General features: G+C 72.1%; 10 protein-coding genes and 1 pseudogene. 2 read left to right on the forward strand and 9 right to left on the reverse strand.

From position 1 onward, the window contains the following. Positions 1–49 precede the first annotated feature (49 nt). Together ACWH4W_RS14795 and ACWH4W_RS14800 are read right to left on the reverse strand one after the other, a co-directional pair. Entirely contained in the window at positions 50–718 is a 669-nt protein-coding gene (locus ACWH4W_RS14795; RefSeq protein WP_473076186.1) for a potassium channel family protein, read from the reverse strand. After that, complete coding sequence (locus ACWH4W_RS14800) at positions 718–1,389, reverse strand: potassium channel family protein (RefSeq protein ID WP_473076187.1); 672 nt, start codon at positions 1,387–1,389, stop codon at positions 718–720. Before ACWH4W_RS14800 ends, ACWH4W_RS14795 begins: the two co-directional genes overlap by 1 nt. 559 nt (positions 1,390–1,948) lie before the next feature. On the opposite strand from ACWH4W_RS14800, the gene ACWH4W_RS14805 reads away from it, so the two are divergent. Next, entirely contained in the window at positions 1,949–3,994 is a 2,046-nt protein-coding gene (locus ACWH4W_RS14805) for an APC family permease (protein WP_473076188.1), read from the forward strand. 69 nt (positions 3,995–4,063) lie between these two features. Then, complete coding sequence (locus ACWH4W_RS14810; RefSeq protein ID WP_473076189.1) at positions 4,064–5,392, forward strand: class I SAM-dependent RNA methyltransferase; 1,329 nt, start codon at positions 4,064–4,066, stop codon at positions 5,390–5,392. A 552-nt stretch (positions 5,393–5,944) separates the two neighbouring features. Here ACWH4W_RS14810 and ACWH4W_RS14815 read toward each other — a convergent pair. The 7 genes and pseudogenes from ACWH4W_RS14815 to ACWH4W_RS14845 all read right to left on the reverse strand — a co-directional run. Further along, the gene (locus tag ACWH4W_RS14815) at positions 5,945–6,712 is read right to left on the reverse strand and encodes a thioesterase II family protein (RefSeq protein WP_473076190.1); all 768 of its coding nucleotides are present in this window, start codon (positions 6,710–6,712) and stop codon (positions 5,945–5,947) included. Positions 6,713–6,848: 136 nt separating this feature from the next. Beyond that, complete coding sequence (locus tag ACWH4W_RS14820) at positions 6,849–8,033, reverse strand: cytochrome P450 (RefSeq protein ID WP_473076191.1); 1,185 nt, start codon at positions 8,031–8,033, stop codon at positions 6,849–6,851. Positions 8,034–8,068: 35 nt separating this feature from the next. Then, positions 8,069–9,574: a flavin monoamine oxidase family protein gene (locus ACWH4W_RS14825; RefSeq protein WP_473076192.1), complete on the reverse strand. Its 1,506-nt coding sequence runs from the start codon at positions 9,572–9,574 to the stop codon at positions 8,069–8,071. 147 nt (positions 9,575–9,721) lie between these two features. Beyond that, positions 9,722–10,561 (reverse strand): NAD(P)-dependent oxidoreductase, encoded by an 840-nt coding sequence (locus ACWH4W_RS14830; RefSeq protein WP_473077499.1) that lies wholly within the window; start codon positions 10,559–10,561, stop codon positions 9,722–9,724. Positions 10,562–10,728: 167 nt separating this feature from the next. Continuing rightward, on the reverse strand, positions 10,729–11,151 hold the full coding sequence (locus tag ACWH4W_RS14835) for a YybH family protein (protein ID WP_473076193.1): 423 nt from the start codon (positions 11,149–11,151) through the stop codon (positions 10,729–10,731). 195 nt (positions 11,152–11,346) lie between these two features. After that, on the reverse strand, positions 11,347–12,699 hold the full coding sequence (locus ACWH4W_RS14840) for an FAD-dependent oxidoreductase (protein WP_473076194.1): 1,353 nt from the start codon (positions 12,697–12,699) through the stop codon (positions 11,347–11,349). Between the two features lie 11 nt (positions 12,700–12,710). Next, positions 12,711–18,422, reverse strand: a pseudogene (locus tag ACWH4W_RS14845) (thioester reductase domain-containing protein); the annotation flags it as partial. Between the last annotated feature and the right edge of the window lie 18 nt (positions 18,423–18,440).

Here is an 18,440-nt window from a genome sequence, read left to right on the forward strand (position 1 = left end):
AGGGGCGCCCGGAGTCCTCCGGGCGCCCCTCACGCGTACGCGCGTACCGCTACGACTCCTTGCGGACCGAGAGCAGGTCCTCCAGCTGCTCCTCGCGGGCCTGCGCGGCCACGAAGAGCAGCTCGTCGCCGGCCTCCAGGGAGTCCTCGCGGGTCGGGGTCAGCACCCGCGTGCCGCGGATGATGGTGACCAGCGAGGTGTCCTGCGGCCACTCCACGTCCCCGACCCGGGTGCCGGCCAGCGCGGACTCCTCCGGCAGGGTCAGCTCCACCAGGTTGGCGTCGCCGTGGCTGAAGCGCAGCAGCCGGACCAGGTCGCCGACGCTGACCGCCTCCTCCACCAGCGCCGACATCAGACGCGGGGTGGAGACGGCGACGTCCACGCCCCAGGACTCGTTGAACAGCCACTCGTTCTTGGGGTTGTTCACGCGGGCGACGACGCGGGGCACGCCGTACTCGGTCTTGGCGAGCAGCGAGACGACCAGGTTGACCTTGTCGTCGCCGGTCGCGGCGATGACGACGTTGCAGCGCTGGAGCGCCGCCTCGTCCAGGGACGTGATCTCGCAGGCGTCGGCGAGCAGCCACTCCGCCTGCGGGACGCGCTCCACCGAGATGGCGGTCGGCGCCTTGTCGATCAGCAGGACCTCGTGGCCGTTCTCCAGCAGCTCGCCCGCGATCGAGCGGCCGACCGCGCCGGCTCCGGCAATGGCGACCCTCATCAGCGACCGCCCTCCTCGTCGGGTCCCTTGGCGAAGGCCGCCTCGACCCGGTCGATCTCGTCCGTGCGCATCATCACGTGCACCAGGTCCCCCTCCTGCAACACCGTCTGCGAGCTGGGCAGGATGGCCTCCCCGAGCCGGGTGAGGAACGCGACCCGCACGCCCGTCTCGTCCTGGAGCCGGGAGACGCGGTGTCCCACCCACGCCGTGGAGGTGTGCACCTCGGCGAGCTGGACCCCGCCCGTGGGGTCGCGCCAGAGCGGCTCGGCGCCCGAGGGGAGCAGCCGGCGCAGCATCTGGTCGGCCGTCCAGCGGACGGTGGCGACGGTGGGGATGCCCAGGCGCTGGTAGACCTCCGCGCGGCGGGGGTCGTAGATGCGGGCGGCGACGTTCTCGATGCCGAACATCTCGCGGGCCACCCGGGCGGCGATGATGTTGGAGTTGTCGCCGCTGGACACGGCGGCGAAGGCGCCGGCGTCCTCGATGCCGGCCTCGCGCAGGGTGTCCTGGTCGAAGCCGACGCCGGTGACCCGGCGGCCGCCGAACGAGGAGCCCAGCCGGCGGAACGCGGTGGGGTCCTGGTCGATCACGGCGATCGTGTGCCCTTGTTCCTCCAGGGCCTGGGCCAGGGCGGAACCGACCCTTCCACAGCCCATGATGACAATATGCATCGCGTTACACCGCGCTTCCTGCAGGCCGTGCGACCTTCATGACCTTCGTGCTCATGTCTCTCTTTCGGCTCGCCAGGCAACACGTCGCGGCCTGTGTGCGGGCCGCCGGCCACCATCATGCCGGGGGCCGGGGACCCCGAGGCCCCTCGGGGGCGTCCTGCCCGGAGTGACCGACGGTACGCGGGGGCCGGCCGGCCCCCGCGGCAGGGGGCGCACGGCGGCGTGCGGCCGGTGACGGGAACGCGAGCGACGGACGTGCCGCGGGCGCCCGGCCCCTACCGGCGCGTGATGCTGCGCACGCTGGCGGCCGCCAGGACGCCGAGGACGACGAGGCCGGCCGCCGCGCCGATCAGTTCTGCGGTCGTGTGCATGGGACCCTCCACGAGGCGTGTGACAACGGCCGGGCATGTGGTCGTACGGCATGGGACTCCCCCCGCCCGCCCCGTCGCCGCCCCGACGCCCCGCGTTTTCACCCGGAGGGCAGCGGCCGTATGGATGCCGTATGGATGTGGGGTGGTGGGTGCGTCACGCGTCCCGCGACGGCCTACGATCCACACTTGTGTCCAAACTGACCGACGTGCCCAAACGCATTCTCATCGGGCGCGCACTGCGCAGCGACCGGCTGGCGGAGACGCTCCTGCCGAAGCGCGTCGCACTCCCCGTCTTCGCCTCCGACCCGCTCTCCTCCGTGGCGTACGCGCCCGGCGAGGTGCTGCTGGTCCTCTCCATCGCGGGCCTGTCGGCGTACCACTTCAGCCCCTGGATCGCGGTCGCGGTCGTCGTGCTCATGTTCACCGTGGTCGCCTCCTACCGGCAGAACGTGCACGCCTACCCCGGCGGCGGCGGCGACTACGAGGTGGCCACCACCAACCTCGGCCCGCGGGCGGGCCTCACCGTCGGCAGCGCCCTGCTCGTCGACTACGTCCTCACCGTCGCCGTGTCGATCTCCGCCGGCATCGAGAACCTCGGCTCGGCCGTCCCCTTCGTCGTCGAGAACAAGGTGGCCTGCGCGATCGGCGTGATCGTGCTGCTGACGCTGATGAACCTGCGCGGGGTCCGGGAGTCGGGCACACTCTTCGCGATCCCCACCTACGTCTTCGTCGCCGGCGTCTTCCTCATGATCGGGTGGGGCGCCTTCCGCGGGATCGTGCTCGGCGACGACATGCGCGCGCCGACCGCCGACTTCGAGATCAAACCCGAGCACCCCGGCCTGGCCGGCTTCGCCCTCGTCTTCCTCCTGCTGCGCGCCTTCTCCTCCGGCTGCGCCGCGCTCACCGGCGTCGAGGCGATCTCCAACGGCGTACCGGGCTTCCGCAAGCCCAAGTCGCGCAACGCGGCGACCACCCTCGCCCTGATGGGCCTGCTCGCCGTCACCATGTTCTGCGGCATCATCGCGCTGGCCGCCGCCACCGACGTACGGATGGCCGAGAACCCGGGCAAGGACCTCCTGCACAACGGCGTCCCGCTCGGCCCCGACTACATCCAGGACCCGGTGATCTCCCAGGTCGCCGAGGCCGTGTTCGGACACGGCAGCGTCCTGTTCATGATCCTCGCCGCCGCCACCGCGCTGGTGCTGTTCCTCGCCGCGAACACCGCCTACAACGGCTTCCCGCTGCTCGGCTCGATCCTCGCCCAGGACCGCTACCTGCCCCGCCAGCTGCACACCCGCGGCGACCGCCTCGCCTTCTCCAACGGCATCGTGCTGCTCGCGGGCGCCGCCGTGCTGCTGGTGTGGATCTACGGCGCCGACTCGACCCGGCTGATCCAGCTGTACATCGTCGGCGTGTTCATGTCCTTCACCCTCAGCCAGACCGGCATGGTCCGGCACTGGAACCGGCTGCTGGCCACCGAGCGGGACCGGGCCGCACGCCGCCGCATGGTCCGCTCCCGGGCCATCAACGCCTTCGGCGCCTTCTTCACCGGCCTGGTGCTGGTCGTCGTGCTGCTCACCAAGTTCACCCACGGCGCCTGGGTCGCCCTGCTCGGCATGTGCATCTTCTACGCGACCATGACGGCGATCCGCCGCCACTACGACCGGGTCGCCGAGGAGATCGCCGCGCCGGACACCCCGAGCGAGGACACCGTACGGCCGTCCCGCGTCCACTCCGTCGTCCTGATCTCCAAGGTGCACCGCCCCGCCCTGCGCGCCCTGGCCTACGCCGAACTGCTGCGCTCCGACACCCTGGAGGCGCTCAGCGTCAACGTGGACGCCGAGGAGACCAGGGCGCTGCGCGGGGAGTGGGAGCGGCGCGGCATCGACGTCCCCCTGAAGGTGCTCGACTCCCCGTACCGGGAGGTCACCCGTCCGGTGATCGAGTACGTCAAGAGCCTGCGCGCGCAGTCGCCGCGGGACGTGGTGTCCGTGATCATCCCCGAGTACGTGGTCGGCCACTGGTACGAGCAGCTGCTGCACAACCAGAGCGCGCTGCGGCTGAAGGCCCGGCTGCTGTTCACGCCGGGCGTCATGGTCACCTCGGTGCCGTACCAGCTCCGGTCCTCCGAGGCCGCCAAGCAGCGGGCCCGCAGGCGGCAGGACTGGGCCGCGCCCGGCTCGGCGCGCAGGGGACCCGCGGAGCGGGTGAAGGACACCTCGCCGCGCACGTAGACTGGTGGGCTGTTGTCCCGGGCCGCACGGTCCGCCCGCCCGTACCCGATGTTGTGGAGTCACCCCGCCATGCAGGCAGAACCGAGGAAATCGCTGGTGGGGGAGGAGTACGAGGTCGAGATCGGCCCCGTCGCCCACGGTGGCCACTGCATCGCCCGCACCTCCGGGGGGCAGGTCCTCTTCGTCCGGCACGCCCTGCCCGGCGAGCGCGTCGTCGCCCGTGTCACCGAGGGCGAGGAGGGAGCGCGGTTCCTGCGCGCGGACGCGGTGACCGTGCTGGAGGCCTCGAAGGACCGCATCGACGCGCCCTGCCCGTTCGCCGGCCCCGGCCGCTGCGGCGGCTGCGACTGGCAGCACGCCAAGCCGGGCGCCCAGCGGCGGCTCAAGGGCGAGGTCGTCGCCGAGCAGCTCCAGCGGCTGGCCGGGCTGACGCCCGAGGAGGCCGGCTGGGACGGCACGGTGATGCCCGCCGAGGGCGACAAGGTGCCCGCGGGCCAGGTCCCGTCGTGGCGCACGCGCGTGCAGTACGCGGTGACCGCGGACGGCCGCGCGGGACTGCGCCGGCACCGCTCGCACGAGGTCGAGCCGATCGACCGCTGCCTGATCGCCGCGGAGGGCGTCAGCGAACTGGGCATCGAGAAGCGGGACTGGACCGGCATGGACTCGGTCGAGGCGATCGCCGCGACCGGCTCCCAGGACCGCCAGGTCGTGCTGACGCCGAAGCCCGGCGCCCGCCTCCCGCTGGTCGAACTGGACCGCCCCGTCTCGGTGCTGCGCGTCGACGAGCGCAACGGGCAGGTGCACCGGGTGCACGGCCGCCCGTTCGTCCGCGAACGCGCGGACGGCCGCACCCACCGCGTCGGCAACGGCGGTTTCTGGCAGGTCCACCCGAAGGCCGCCGACACCCTCGTCACCGCGGTCATGCAGGGCCTGCTGCCCCGCAAGGGCGACATGGCGCTCGACCTGTACTGCGGCGTCGGCCTGTTCGCGGGCGCGCTGGCCGACCGGGTCGGCGACCAGGGCGCGGTGCTCGGCATCGAGTCCGGCAAGCGCGCGGTGGAGGACGCCCGGCACAACCTCGCGGACTTCCCGCGCGTGCGGATCGAACAGGGCAAGGTCGAGTCGGTCCTGCCCCGCACCGGCATCACCGAGGTCGACCTCGTCGTCCTCGACCCGCCCCGCGCGGGCGCCGGCCGCAGGACGGTCGAGCACCTGTCGTCCCTGGGCGCCCGCCGCATCGCCTACGTGGCCTGCGACCCGGCCGCCCTGGCCCGCGACCTCGCGTACTTCCGGGACGGGGGGTACAGGGTGCGGACGCTGCGGGTGTTCGACCTGTTTCCGATGACGCATCATGTGGAGTGCGTGGCGATTCTGGAGCCGGTGAAGAAAGGCATCTGACCTGCGGGTTCACCGTACTGGGTCGGCTCTCGACGTGTTCTGTCGTGCACCGCAGGGGCGGGGCACACCCGCCCCACCCGGGGTTTTCCGCTGCCGAGACGCGCGAGAGCTGTCGTGGGCCGACTCGCCGAAAATTCTGACGCTCATATGACGCTGGAAATGACGGCAGGCGGGAGGACCGGCGGCTCCGACGCGGGTGCTCTCCCCCACCAGGAGCAGCACCCCTGTATGAGGGATTGAGAGCCCCGACCACGGGCGACTGCTTCTGACTACGTGGGGTGATGCCTGGGACCACTGAGGCTTTTGGCAGGGCACGGGCTTTCGACCGGGTGGTGTTTCACAGGTGCGCTCGGTTACGAGAGGGATGTGGGTGCACGCTCGTCGGACGAGGCCCGGAGAGGAGCGCGGGCGCATGAGTGAGCCCGTGCACGAGGCAGCCGGCGTTCCGCGGCCGCCCATGCAGGTCGAGGCGATCCACTCGGCCCGCGCAGGTCGCGCCGGACCTTGTCGGGCCGACGGGGTGGTGTCCCCGTCTGTCATGCCTGCCGCCCGTCAGCGGGCCACGGGCAGGGTACGCAGGCGTTCCCTGACAGCCGCCAGCACCGCGCTCTGTTGCTGGACCAGGTAGAAGTGACCACCGGGCAGGATCCGCAGGTCGAACCCGGCGGTGGTGTGGTCGGCCCAGCCGTTCATGTCATCGATCTTCACGCGTGGGTCGCTGTCCCCCACGAGGGCGAGGACGGGGCAGGTCAGGCGGGCGGGCGTGGTCCGCAGATAGGTTTCGACGGCCTGGTAGTCGCCGCGGACGGCGGGGAGGATCATACGGAGGATCTCCTCGTCCTCCAGCAGTCCGGAGTCCGTGCCGCTCAGCTCGCGCAGTTCCGCGACCACCCCGTCGTCCGACCGGTTGCGGATGTCGTCCGCGCGGTACAGGTGGGGTGCGCGGCGGCCGGACACGATGAGCGCGGAGACCGGTGTACCCGCGGCCTGGAGGCGGTCCGCGACCTCGAAGGCGACGAGCGATCCCATGCTGTGCCCGAACAGGGCCAGCGGCCGTCCGTCCGCCGTGACGGCCAGCAGGTCCGCGATCCGTTCGGCGAGCACGGTTATGTCGGTGATCACCGGCTCGGAGTGCCGGTCCTGACGGCCCGGGTACTGGACCGACAGGACGTCGACGTCCGGCGAGAGCGCGCGGGCCATGGGGAAGTAGAAGCTGGCCGAGCCGCCGGCGTGCGGGAAGCACACCAGGCGTGCGGTGGCGCCGGGAGCGGGATGGAAGCTCCTGAGCCAGAGATCCTCGGAGGAAGGTGCGGGGGGCATGCGCAGTGGCCTTTCGGAGAGGTGTGGGTTGGCGCCGCGGTGAGGGCGTGCGCATCCGGGCCTTTCACGAACGCTGCCGGTCCGTCGCCCCGGACGGGCCGGCGCGCGTTTCCGCGCGCCGGGTGCGGACCCGGGATCAGCCGGAGACGCGGACCGGCAGCCGCCGGGGGCAGATGATCTGCATCGGGTTCTCGAACTCGACGCCGGCCGCGTGGTCGACGGTGATGCCGTCGAAGCGGTCGAACAGCGCGTTCAGCGCGATGCCGACCTCCAGCCGGGCCAGCGGGGCGCCGAGACAGAAGTGGATGCCCTGCCCGAAAGCGATGTGCCCGCCGGTGTCGCGGTGGATGTCGAACCGGTCCGGGTCCGTGAAGCGCTCGGTGTCCCGGTTGGCGGCGCCGGTCCACAGGGTCACCAGCTCGCCCTTGCCGATCCGCTGTCCTCGGATCTCGGTCTCGGCGGTGGTCACCCGCGCCATCCTGGAGAACGGAGGATACAGGCGCATCAGCTCCTCGACCGCGCCGGGCACCAGCGCCCGGTCGGCGCGGACGGCGGCGAGTTCCTCGGGGTGGCGGTCGAAGGTGAGGACCGCGTTGCCGATCATCGCCATGGAGGCCGCGTGGCCGGCGAACAGCGTGAGGCCGACCAGGCCGAGCAGGTCAACGTCCCGCAGCGGCTCACCGTCGACGACGGCGTGGGCCAGGCCGGTGAGCATGTCGTCGGCCGGGTCCCGCCGGCGCCTGTGGACATGACCGAGGATGTACTCGTTCATCTCCCGGATGGCCGGAGCCACTTCGGACTCCATCACCTTCGGCGGGACGGTCGCCGCGTCGAGGGCGCCCAGCGCGTCCCCCCACGTCCGGTACATCGGCACGTCCTCGGGCGGCAGCCCGAGCATCTCCGCGACCACGATGATCGGCAGGGGATAGGCCACCGCCTCGATCAGGTCGAAGCTGTCCGACCCGTCCAACAGGTCGAGGAGGGACTCGGTGATGCGGGTGATCCGCTCCGAGAGACCCGCCACCGCGCGCGGGGTGAACGACTGGTTGATGGCGCGCCGCAGCCTGCGGTGGTGCGGCGGGTCGTTGGTCACCAGGTTCCCGGTGAGGAACAGGTCGAGGTCGGGTTGCGGCTCGTTGAACAGCCGTACCGTGTCCGACGAGAACGTCTTCGGATCGGTGAGTACGCGGGTGACGTCGGCATGGCGGAACACCTGCCACCCGTACGTGTCGTCGTGGTGGACGGAGTGCTGTCCCTGCATCTGGCGGAACCAGGAGAACAACGCTTCCACGGGCTCGGCCGCGGATCCCCGAACCGGCATGACTACCTCCTGCTTTGTGGTCCGCTGGTTTGTCGTCACAGACCGACGAAGGACCGGTAGACCTTGCGGTCGACCGCCGGCAGGGCCACGCGCGGGCCGCTCCGCGCCTGCGCCGCCGCCCCGGGCGTCGGCGACAGCGTCGGTGAGCCGGCGGCGCGCAGCCCGGACTCGATGGCGCCGTCCATGTAGCCGATCCATCCGAGAGCGAGGTCGTCGGCGCAGAACTTCACCTGCTTGAAGGGCCTGTTGAGCGTCTTGTGCAACCGGGTCAGCTGGTACGGCCGGCGGAACGCGGGCCCACCGCGGGAGAACTCCTCCGCCTCCCAGTCCGACACGGTGTAGTCGCGCAGGGTCGCCGACGGCAGGATCCGCCGCACCGCCGCCTCCACCGCGGCGCGGCTGCTCACGTCCAGGGTGTCGTCCACGCTGAAGGCGACGACGGGGGCGTCGTCGTTCAGCCGTCCGATGATGACGAACGGAGCGGTCTCCGGCGCCTCGGCGATGAACCGGTCGGTGGGCGTGGCCAGGTCCAGGAAGAGCTTGCGCTGGCGCGGCACTCCGTATCCCTGGGCGGTGGCATCCCGGTGGGCCTGCGGCAGCACCGGGCTGAAGGTGATGTCCTTCCACACGTTGACCGGCACGGCCATGATGACCTCGGTCGCGGTGTAGGCGGCCCCCGTCCGGGTCACCACCTTCACCTGTCCGGACCGCTGGGTGACGGAGGAAACCGGGGAGTTGAGCTTCAGGTCCGGCTGTCCGTCCGCCAGGATCGCGGTGGCCAGCGCGATGGTGCCCTGTGCCAGACGGTAGGTGTTGACGCCGGAGAAGCCCGTGTAGTTCCAGCCGGCCAGCGCCCACCACTGGGCGAGCTGCAGCATCGATCCGCGCGAGGTCGGGGACCCGTACAGCCCCGTCGTGCCGGTCATCCGCATCTCGTCCTCCGGCGAATAGGCCAACTGGTTCAGCCGGTCGCGCAGGGAGAATCGGTCCAGCGGAGTGATCAGGTCCTCTCGGGTGAACGGCGCGTACGGCTTGGGGAAGTACTCGGTCGAGCCGTCGAAGAACGGTGTGAACAGCTCTCCCTGCCGGGTGTACGCCGTGACCGGGTCGGTCTCGAGGAACCCGCCCGGGGTCGGCATGAGCACCCGCTCCGGTCCCTGGTCGGCCACAATGGTCAGGCCGTAGCGGGATATCTCACGCCACACGTGCGGCTGCAACGGGTCGACCCAGGCGCCGCCGCGCTCTATCTCCCAGCCGTTGAACGTGTCGGTCCAGGTGCGCCCGCCGATGCGGTCCCGCGCCTCGAGGACAAGGACCTTGCGCCCTTTCTTCCGCGATTCGCGGGCCGCGGTGAGACCGGCGAGACCGGCCCCGACGACGATGGTGTCGTACGCGGTCCGGGTCGTGTGATCCGCCCCTTCGGCGGCTTCGGCCGTGGCGGGCACTCCCGCGCCGAGCGCGGTTCCCGCGATGGCCAGGCCGCTCGTCCTGAGGAGATTCCTCCGCGAGAGGAAGGTGCGGGACGCGGCTCTTTTCGTCATGCCGTGATCGTTGAGCAAGATATTTCCCCCGTAGGCTCTGTTCCGGAACGATGAATCGTTTCTGTGGGCAATCGGGCAGGGCCGGGATCGGACAGTGAGGCCCGTGACGCAATTCCCGGCCCTACTCGCGCGGAATACGGAAAAAGATCAGGCGGACGGCTTGCGGAACTGCTTGATCATCGCCGCGTAGCTGTCCTCGGCGTTGCCGTCGGCAACCGCACGCCGGGCGAGCTCCAGGAAGAACTTCGGCAGTTCGGTGCTGACGCCGAGCGCCTGGCTCTCCTCGAGCAGGTGCTGCATGCCGCCCACGTGGACGTTGAGGGTCGCGTCCGTCGCCGGGAACTTGTCCTCGTCGATCTGCTGCGCGTACGCGGTGACGTAGTCGGCGGTCACGTTGATCGCGGTGGTCGCCATCTCCGCGAACGTGGTGGCCTTGACGTGGGCCGTGCCCAGCAGTGCTGCGGCGTGCAGGAAGCTGTTGAGGACGCCCCACATGATGCTCAGCACCGACATGTCGTAGAGAGCGGACAGGCCGTGGTCCTCGTCGAGGTAGACCGTGCCGGTCTCGCCGAGCGCCTGGAGGGTGGCCTGGTGCTTCTCGAAGGCCGTCTTGGAGCCGGCGTACAGCAGGGTCGCCTCGGCGGTGCCGATGGCCTGCGGCATCGCCAGGATCGCGCCGTCGACGTAGTCGGCGCCGAGCTTGGCCGCCCACTCGGCGGTCTGCCGCGCCTGGGTGGAGCTCGCCGTGGTCAGGTTGACCACGGTCTTGCCGGCCAGGGAGGAACCGACCGGGTCCAGCACTCCGTGCACGGCGTCGTAGTCCGAGACGCAGACGACGACGAGCGGGCTCGCCTCGACGGCGCTCGCGGCCGAGTCGGCGAGGGTGGCGCCGTCGGCGACGAGCCGGTCGGCCTTGCCGGCCGAACGGTTCCAGACGGTGGTCGGGTGGCCCTTGGCCACGAAGGCCGCGGCGAGCGCCTGGCCCATCAGGCCCAGGCCGATGACGGTGACCGGGGATGCGGCAGGGGGAAGGATGGTCACGGGTGTGTCTCCGTAGTTCGGGCGGCGGGCGCCGCGGTGTGTGTTCGGTGGTGCGGGGGAGCCGGCGGCGGGCATGGGACCGTGCGCGGCGGCCCCGTGCCCGCGTCCTCGGCTCAGGCCTGCTCGGCCTCGGCGTCCCACGGGCCGCTGACGCCGAAGGGGTTGTCCACGACGTAGCGCCAGTAACCGTCCTCGCCCTGGCGCAGCACGTCGATGGCCACGCCCTCGAGCTGCTCGGGCTCGCCGTTCTCGTCGAGCGCCTCCATCTGCCACTCGACGACGAGCATCGCGGTGTCGCCCACCACCAGCTGCTGGCGGACGGTCGCCTCCACGGAGGGCTTGCGCTTGGCCAGGAATTCGACCACGTAATCGTGCCGGGCCTGCCCGTAGAGCGGGAATCCGGGCTCCCACACTCCGACCGCGTCGTCGGTGTACATCGCGTTGACCGCCTCCGCGTCGCCGGAGTTGAAGGCTATTCCGAACGCCTCCTGGTGCTTGTCGATGTCGGACACCAGCATGTACTGACTGTCACTCACGACGCTTCTTCTCCATTCATTTCTGCGGCAACAGAACAGATTTGTTGGGGAGTTCTTCGGATTGCCTCGGACGCTATCAGCGGCCGCTCCCCGATCCGGTCTCCTGCCGGTAATCGCGCCCGGACGTGCGGGGGCGTGCCTCGATTACCGGGGAAAGACCGCCCGACGGCGGCCGCCGTCGGGGACGTGCCTCCGCTACGGGCGGGCTGCCGGGCCGACGGCCCGATCCACCGCCTCCTGGATCTCCGGGGAGACCAGCGCCGCCGACGGGTCCAGGAGGAACGCCACGCGCGCGTAGGCGACGAGCAGCCGCCCGTCCCCCGACGCCGCGTCCAGCAGGCGGTCCAGGTAGGCGTACTCGGCCAGTTGGTCCTCGGTCGGCTCACCGCCCACGCCGGGGAAGGCGAGATCGGCGCCGGTCGTCAGCTCCCACACGTGGTCGACGGCCCGGGCCGCGAGGTCCGCGAGGTAGGCCCGCGGGTTCACGGGCGCCGACCGGGAGACGTGGTCGCGCAGGACGGTGGCGCCCAACGCCGACACCGTCATGCCCTGCCCGTAGACCGGGTTGAAACTGCACACGGCGTCACCGATGACGAGCAGCCCGCCGGGGAACGCGTCCATCCGCTCGTAGCGGCGGCGGAGGTTCGCCGGGAACCGGTAGGACAGCGGCTCCCCGAGCGTTTCCTGGTCGTGCACCACATCGTGGATGTCGGGGGCGGCCAGCGACTTCAGGAAGTCGTGGAAGCCGGCAGTGTCGCGGGGCGGGTATTCGCCGGCGATGCCGTAGCCGGTCACGATGGCGCACCCGTCCTCGATCTTGGCGCAGAGAGCACCCCGCGGCACGGCCGCCGAGCCGCCGACGTCGATGGAGACCTCGTCCGGCATCCGGTCCTCGGAGAGCCGGTAGTACTGCGTGGTGTAGCCGACGTTGACGGTGAGCTGTTCCTCCTCGACCGCCGGGTAGCCGAGTTCCGCCAGCCACCCCGGGGTACGGGTGCGCCGCCCGGTCGCGTCGACGACCAGGTCGGCGGTCAGGTCACGGTGGGCGCCGCCCTCCAGGACCCGGACGCCGGCCACGGTGGAGCGGTCGGGCGAGGTCAGCAGCTCCGTGGCCTCGGTGCGCTCCAGGAAGGTCACGTTGGCGAGCGAGCGCACCCGCCGGCGCACCCGTCGCTCCAGGTGCGGTCGGCTGACCGAGAGCAACGGCAGCCCGGAGCGGGGCTTGGGCATGTGGGTGCCGTTGACGACCCACCGGACGTCGGCGGTGCCGTCGCCGACCACCGCGCCGCCCGCGGTCAGTTCCCCGGTGATGCCCGGGAGCAGGTCCTCCAGCGCGAGCAGGCCCGCGGCCAGCAGATTGTGCAGGTGCCCGCCGTGAGGGACGCCCCGCCGGGTCTCGCTGTGCCCCCTGCCGACGTCGTCCCCGGCCAGGTCGTCGCGGTCGATCACCACGACGTCGGCGTAGTGGTCCGCCAGCACGTGCGCGGCCAGCAGGCCCGCCATGCTCGCACCCAGCACGATCACCCGTTTGCGATCAGTGTTCTCCATGGTGGTGTTGTTCACCCTCTCTGTGCGTCCTGAAGGGGCCCGCGGGGCGGGAACCAGCCCGCGCGGACGAAGAAGTCCACGTACTTGTCGAAGAGGGTCCGGTCGACCGGCGGGCAGGTGAGACCGGTGCCGTGCAGGGCCAGCTCGGTCTCCGAGACGTCGATGGGCGGGTAGGTGGTGGTGCCGCGCCCGGCGTTCATGCCCTCGAACGAGTCCAGCAGGGGGACGATGGCGTTCTTCCGGTCCCGGCGGACCCGGGCCGACCAGGTGTCCCAGTCGAGTTCGGGAAGGTCGTAGCCGAAGGAGCGCAGGTGGCGGACGAATTCGGTGAACGACTGGTCCTGCCGGTTGTAGAGGTGGAAGGTCCGGGCGGCGGTGTCCTCCCGCGTCGCGAGGTGGGTGATCGCCGCGCTGACGTAGTCCACCGGCACCATGTGGAGCACCCCGGCGAGGCTGTCGGGGACCGCTCCGCTCTCCAGCAGGCCCTTGAGGCTGAGCCAGACGAAGTCCTTCGTCTGGCAGGCGCCGGTACGGCTGTCGCCGCACACGACGTCCACGCGGTAGACCGAGACGGGCAGTCCGCGGCTCCGTCCGAGCTCGATGACCTGCTCGGCCACCCACTTGCTCTGCAGGTACCCGTTGTGCAGCAGGTGTCCGGGCCCGGTAGGCGCGTCCACGGTGGCCGGTGCCGCGTCGGGGCCGGGGGCGGGGAACACGCCGGTGGTCGAGACGTAGTGCACCGGGACCGTCCGGTGGGCCGCAGCGAGCCGGAGCACCTCGCGGGTGCCGCCCACGTTGCCCGCGGCGAGTTCGTTGTACGGCCGCACCCAGCTGACCGTCGCGCCGGCGTGGTAGACCACGTCGACCCGGTGGGCGAGGTCGTCGAACGCGGCCCCGTCCAGGCCGAGCCGCGGGGCGGTCAGGTCCCCGAGGATGACGGAGATCCGCTCCGGGACGATGTCGTCCCGGACCCGGTACCACTCCAGGTTCTCGTACAGCCGGCGGGTCGCGCCGGCCCGGTCGTCGCCCCGCACCAGGCAGTGCACGGTGGCCGTGGTGGACCGCATCAGATCGCGGAGCAGGAAGGCGCCGAGGAACCCGGTGGCGCCGGTGAGCAGGATCTCGCGGGGATCGTCGGCCACTCGGCTGACCTCACCGGCTGGCCGTACGTCCTCGTCGAGGCGCACCTCCGCGGCGAGGTCGACGCCGGCGGCCGCGGACGCCCCCGCGGTCACGGTCGCGGCGGAGAGCAGGGCGCCCAGGTGCTCCACCAGCTCCGCGGGGGTGGGACGCTCGAAGATCAGCGACGGGGGCAGCTTCAGGCCGGTGGCCTCGGAGAGCCGGTTCCGCAGCTCCACCGAGGTGAGCGAGTCGAACCCGAGGTCGGAGAAGCGCCGGTGGCCGTCGACCGCCCGGGCCGCGGAGTGCCCGAGGACGAGCGCCACCTCGCGGTGGACGAACTCCGCCACGATCTCCCGGCGCCGGGCCGGGGACAGCTCCGCCAGGGCCTCCGGCCGGAGTTCGGGCCCGGCCCCTCCAGGGGCCGCGCCGTCGTCCTGGACCAGGCTGCGCAGCAGCAGCGGCGCCCGCCGGACGTCGGCACGTAGCGCGGTCCGGTCGACCGGGGTGACCACCAGGGTGGGCCGGCCCGCGCTGAGCGCGAGGTCCAGCATCTCGGGCCCGGTCTCCTCGGTGATCGGGAGGAGGCCGGAGCGGGCGATCCGGTCGAGTTCGGCGCGGGTCAGGTGCCCGCTCATGCCGCGCTCCTGCTCCCACAGGCCCCAGGCCAGCGAGGTCGCCGGCAGGCCGAGACCGGACCGGTGGGCGGCCAGCGCGTCGAGGAAGGTGTTGGCGGCGGCGTAGGCGGCCTGGGCGGTGCCGCCGATGACGCCCGCCACGGACGAGAACAGGACAAAGCGGTCCAGGTCGCGGTCGCGGGTGAGTTCGTGCAGGTTCCACGCGGCGTGGACCTTGGGCCGCAGGACGGCGGCCAGCCGGTCCGGGGTCAGGTCCTGGATCAGGCCGTCGTCGAGCACACCGGCGGCGTGGACGACCCCGGTGAGCGGGTGCTCGTCGGCGACGGTGCCGAGCAGCGCGGCCAGCGCGTCCCGGTCGGCGAGGTCGCAGGCGGCCACGCGCACCCGGGCCCCGAGCCCGGTGAGTTCCGCGGCCAGTTCGGCCGCTCCGTCCGCCTCCGGTCCGCGTCGGCCGACCAGGAGCAGCCGGGACACGCCGTGGGCCCGGACCAGGTGCCGGGCGAACAGCCCGCCGAGCGCGCCGGTGCCTCCGGTGATCAGGACGGTGCCGTCGGTACGCCACGGAGCCCCGCGACGAGGTGCTGCGTCAGCTTCGCGCGCGGCTGTGTCCTGCCCGGCTGCGTCCTGCGTGGGCGTGGCGGTCGCGGAGGCGTCGGTTGCGGGTACGTCGGTGACGCCGGGTACGAGCACGCCGCCGGCGCGGACGGCGGCCTGGGGGTGACCCGACGCCAGGACCGCCGGCACGGCTGCCGCCGACCGGGGGTCTTCGTCCATGTCGATCAGGACGATCCGGCCGGGCGCCTCGGACTGCGCTGAGCGCAACAGGCCCCACAGGGGCGCGGCGACGAGGTCCGACACGCCGGTCCCGGCGTCATCCACGGCCACGGCCCCACGAGTGAGGACGACCAGCGGCGTGTCGGCGGCGCGGTCGTCCGCGAGCCACGTCCGCACCAGCGCCAGCACCCGCTGTGCGGCGTCCTGGGCCCGCTGCGGCACATCGCCGCCCGGGCGGAACGCCAGGGGGACGAGAAGGGCGTCGTACGGTGTGCCCGTGCCCAGCGCGGCCAGGGCGTCCGCCACGTCGCCGAAGGGCGTGCCGGCGGCGGGCCACGGCAGGCCCGCCGTCATCGGGGTGTCACTCCCGACCAGGCTCAGTGAGGCCGGCGCCGAAGGGGCGGTCGGGACGGGCGGGTCGAACGGCGTCCAGCCGACGCGGAGGATCGACTCCCGGGCGGTGGGCGGCGCAGGCGGCGCGGTGGCCGGCGCGGGCTCCAGCCAGTACCGCTCCCGCTGGAACGGGTAGGTCGGCAGGTCCACCGTGGACGCGCCGGCTCCGGCGAGGACGGCCCGCCAGTCGACGGATGTCCCGGCGGACCACAGCCCGCCGAGCGCCGTGAGCGCGTCGTGCGCCTCGGTCCCCCCGCCGCGTACCGCGGCCACCGGGGTGATCGGCGTGGCCTCGGCGACCAGTGCGGACAGGACGGTGGCCGGGCCGAGTTCCAGGGTGACGGTGACGTTCTGGTCGGCGAGGGTGCGGACCGCGTCGTGGAAGCGCACCGGCTGCCGCACCTGGTCGACCCAGTACTCCGGAGAACGGAGCTGCTCCTCGGCGGCGAGCCGGCCGGTGAGCGTCGACACGAGCGGAACGGTCGGCGCGTTCAGTGAGACCTTCCGCATCACCTGGCCGAATTCCTCGAGCATCGGGTCCATGAGCGGCGAGTGGAAGGCGTGGCCGACCGTCAGCTCCTTGACGCGGCGCCCCCACGAGCGGACGGTGCGGGTGATCTCCTCGACCGCGTCGCGATCGCCGGACACGACCGTCGCCACCGGTCCGTTGACCGCGGCGATCGTCAGGGCTCCGTCCGCGTGCCCGAGCAGAGGAGTGATCTCGTCCTCGGTGGCCTGCAGGGCGGCCATCGCGCCGCCCTCCGGCAGGGCCTGCATGAGCCGGCCCCGCGCGGCGACCACGGCGGCCGCGTCGGGCAGCGACAGCACCCCGGCCACGTGGGCGGCGGACACTTCGCCGATCGAATGCCCGACCAGGAAGTCCGGGGTGACCCCCCATGCCTCGTACAGCCGGTACAGGGCCACTTCCATCGCGAACAGCGCGGGCTGGGCGTAACCCGTGCCGCTCAGCCGGTCCTCGTCGTCGAGCGCCTCGCGCAGCGGGACGTCCAGGTACGGGTCCAGTTCCGCGCACACCGTGTCGAAGGCCTCGGCGTACACCGGGAACTCCTCGTACAGCCGACTGCCCATGGCCGCCCGTTGGGCCCCCTGGCCGGTGAAAAGGAACCCGATCCTCCCCTTCCCGGGCGGCACTTCGGTGCTGCGGGCGCCGTCCTCGGCCAGCGGGCGGAGCGCCGCGCGCAGCGAGTCCAGGTCCGAACCGACGACCACGGCCCGGTGCGGCAGCGCCGCCCGCGTGGTGGCCGCCGAGTGGACCAGGTCCACGGCGGCCAGGTCGGGATGGTCGGCGAGGAACGCCATCAGGCTGCGCGCCTGGGCGGACAGCGCCGTCCGGCTCCTGGCCGACAGCGGCAGCGGCAGCAGTGCGGGAACCCGCGCCGGGGCGGCGGCGGGCGCCCGCTCCCCGAGTCCGTGTTCCTCGGGCGCCTGTTCCTCGGGCGCCTGCTCGAGGATGAGATGAGCGTTGGTGCCGCTGACACCGAACGCAGACACGGCGGCGCGGCGCGGCCGACCGGTCTCCGGCCACGGGCGGTGCTCGGTGAGCAGCTCGATCGTACCGGTGGACCAGTCGACCAAGGGGGTCGGCTCGTCGACGTGCAGGGTCCGCGGCAAGGCGGCGTGCCGCAGCGCCTGCACCATCTTGATCACACCGCCGACGCCGGCGGCCGCGACCGAGTGCCCGATGTTGGACTTCAAGGACCCCAGGAACAAGGGACGTTCGGGCGTGTGCACACCGCCGTAGGCGGCCAGCAGCGCCTGGGCCTCGATGGGGTCGCCGAGCCGGGTGCCGGTGCCGTGGGCCTCGACGACGTCCACGTCGGAGGCGTCGAGGCGGGCGCCGGTGAGCGCGGTCCGGATGACCCGCTCCTGTGCGGGGCCGCTGGGGGCGGTGAGCCCGTTGGAGGAACCGTCGGAGTTGACCGCCGACGACCGTAGGACGGCCAGCACCCGGTGCCCGTCCCGCACGGCGTCCTCGAGCCGTTCGAGCAGGACCAGGCCGACGCCTTCCGACCAGCTCGTGCCATCGGCGGCGGCGGCGAAGGACTTGCACCGGCCGTCGGGCGCCAGGCCGCGCTGCCGCGAGAAGTCGACGAATCCGCCGGGGGACCCGGAGACCGTCACACCGCCGGCGAGGGCCAGACGGGACTCACCGGTGCGCAGTGACTGCGCGGCGAGGTGCACGGCGACCAGGGACGACGAGCACGCCGTGTCCACGGTCATGGAGGGACCCCCGAAACCGAAGGAGTACGAGAGCCGGCCGGACACGACGCTGCCGAGCTTGCTCGTCAGGAGGTAGCCCTCGAGCTCCCGCGGACCGGCGAGTCCCAGGTAGGACTGTTCCACGGCGCCGACGAAGACGCCGACGTCGGCGCCCCTGAGAGAGGTCGGATCGATCCTCGCGTGCTCGAAGGTCTCCCAGGCGGTCTCCAGGAGCACCCGCTGCTGGGGGTCCATCGCGAGCGCCTCACGGGGCGAGATGCCGAAGAAGTCGGCGTCGAAGTCGGTGGCTCCGTCGAGGAATCCGCCTTCCCGTGTGTAGGTGGTGCCCGGGACGTCCGGGTCCGGGTCGTAGAGCGAGTCGATGTCCCAGCCGCGGTCGGCGGGGAACTCGGTGATGCCGTCCCGGCCTTCGGCGACGAGTTGCCACAGGTCGTCGGCCGAGCGGACGCCGCCGGGGTAGCGGCAGGCCATGCCCACGATCGCGATCGGCTCGGTCCGGCCTGATTCCAGTTCCGCGATGCGTCGGCGGGCCTTCCGCAGGTCTGCGGTGACCCATTTCAGGTAGTCAGCGAGCTT

It is taken from the genome of Streptomyces sp. DSM 120436 (genome assembly GCF_055778765.1).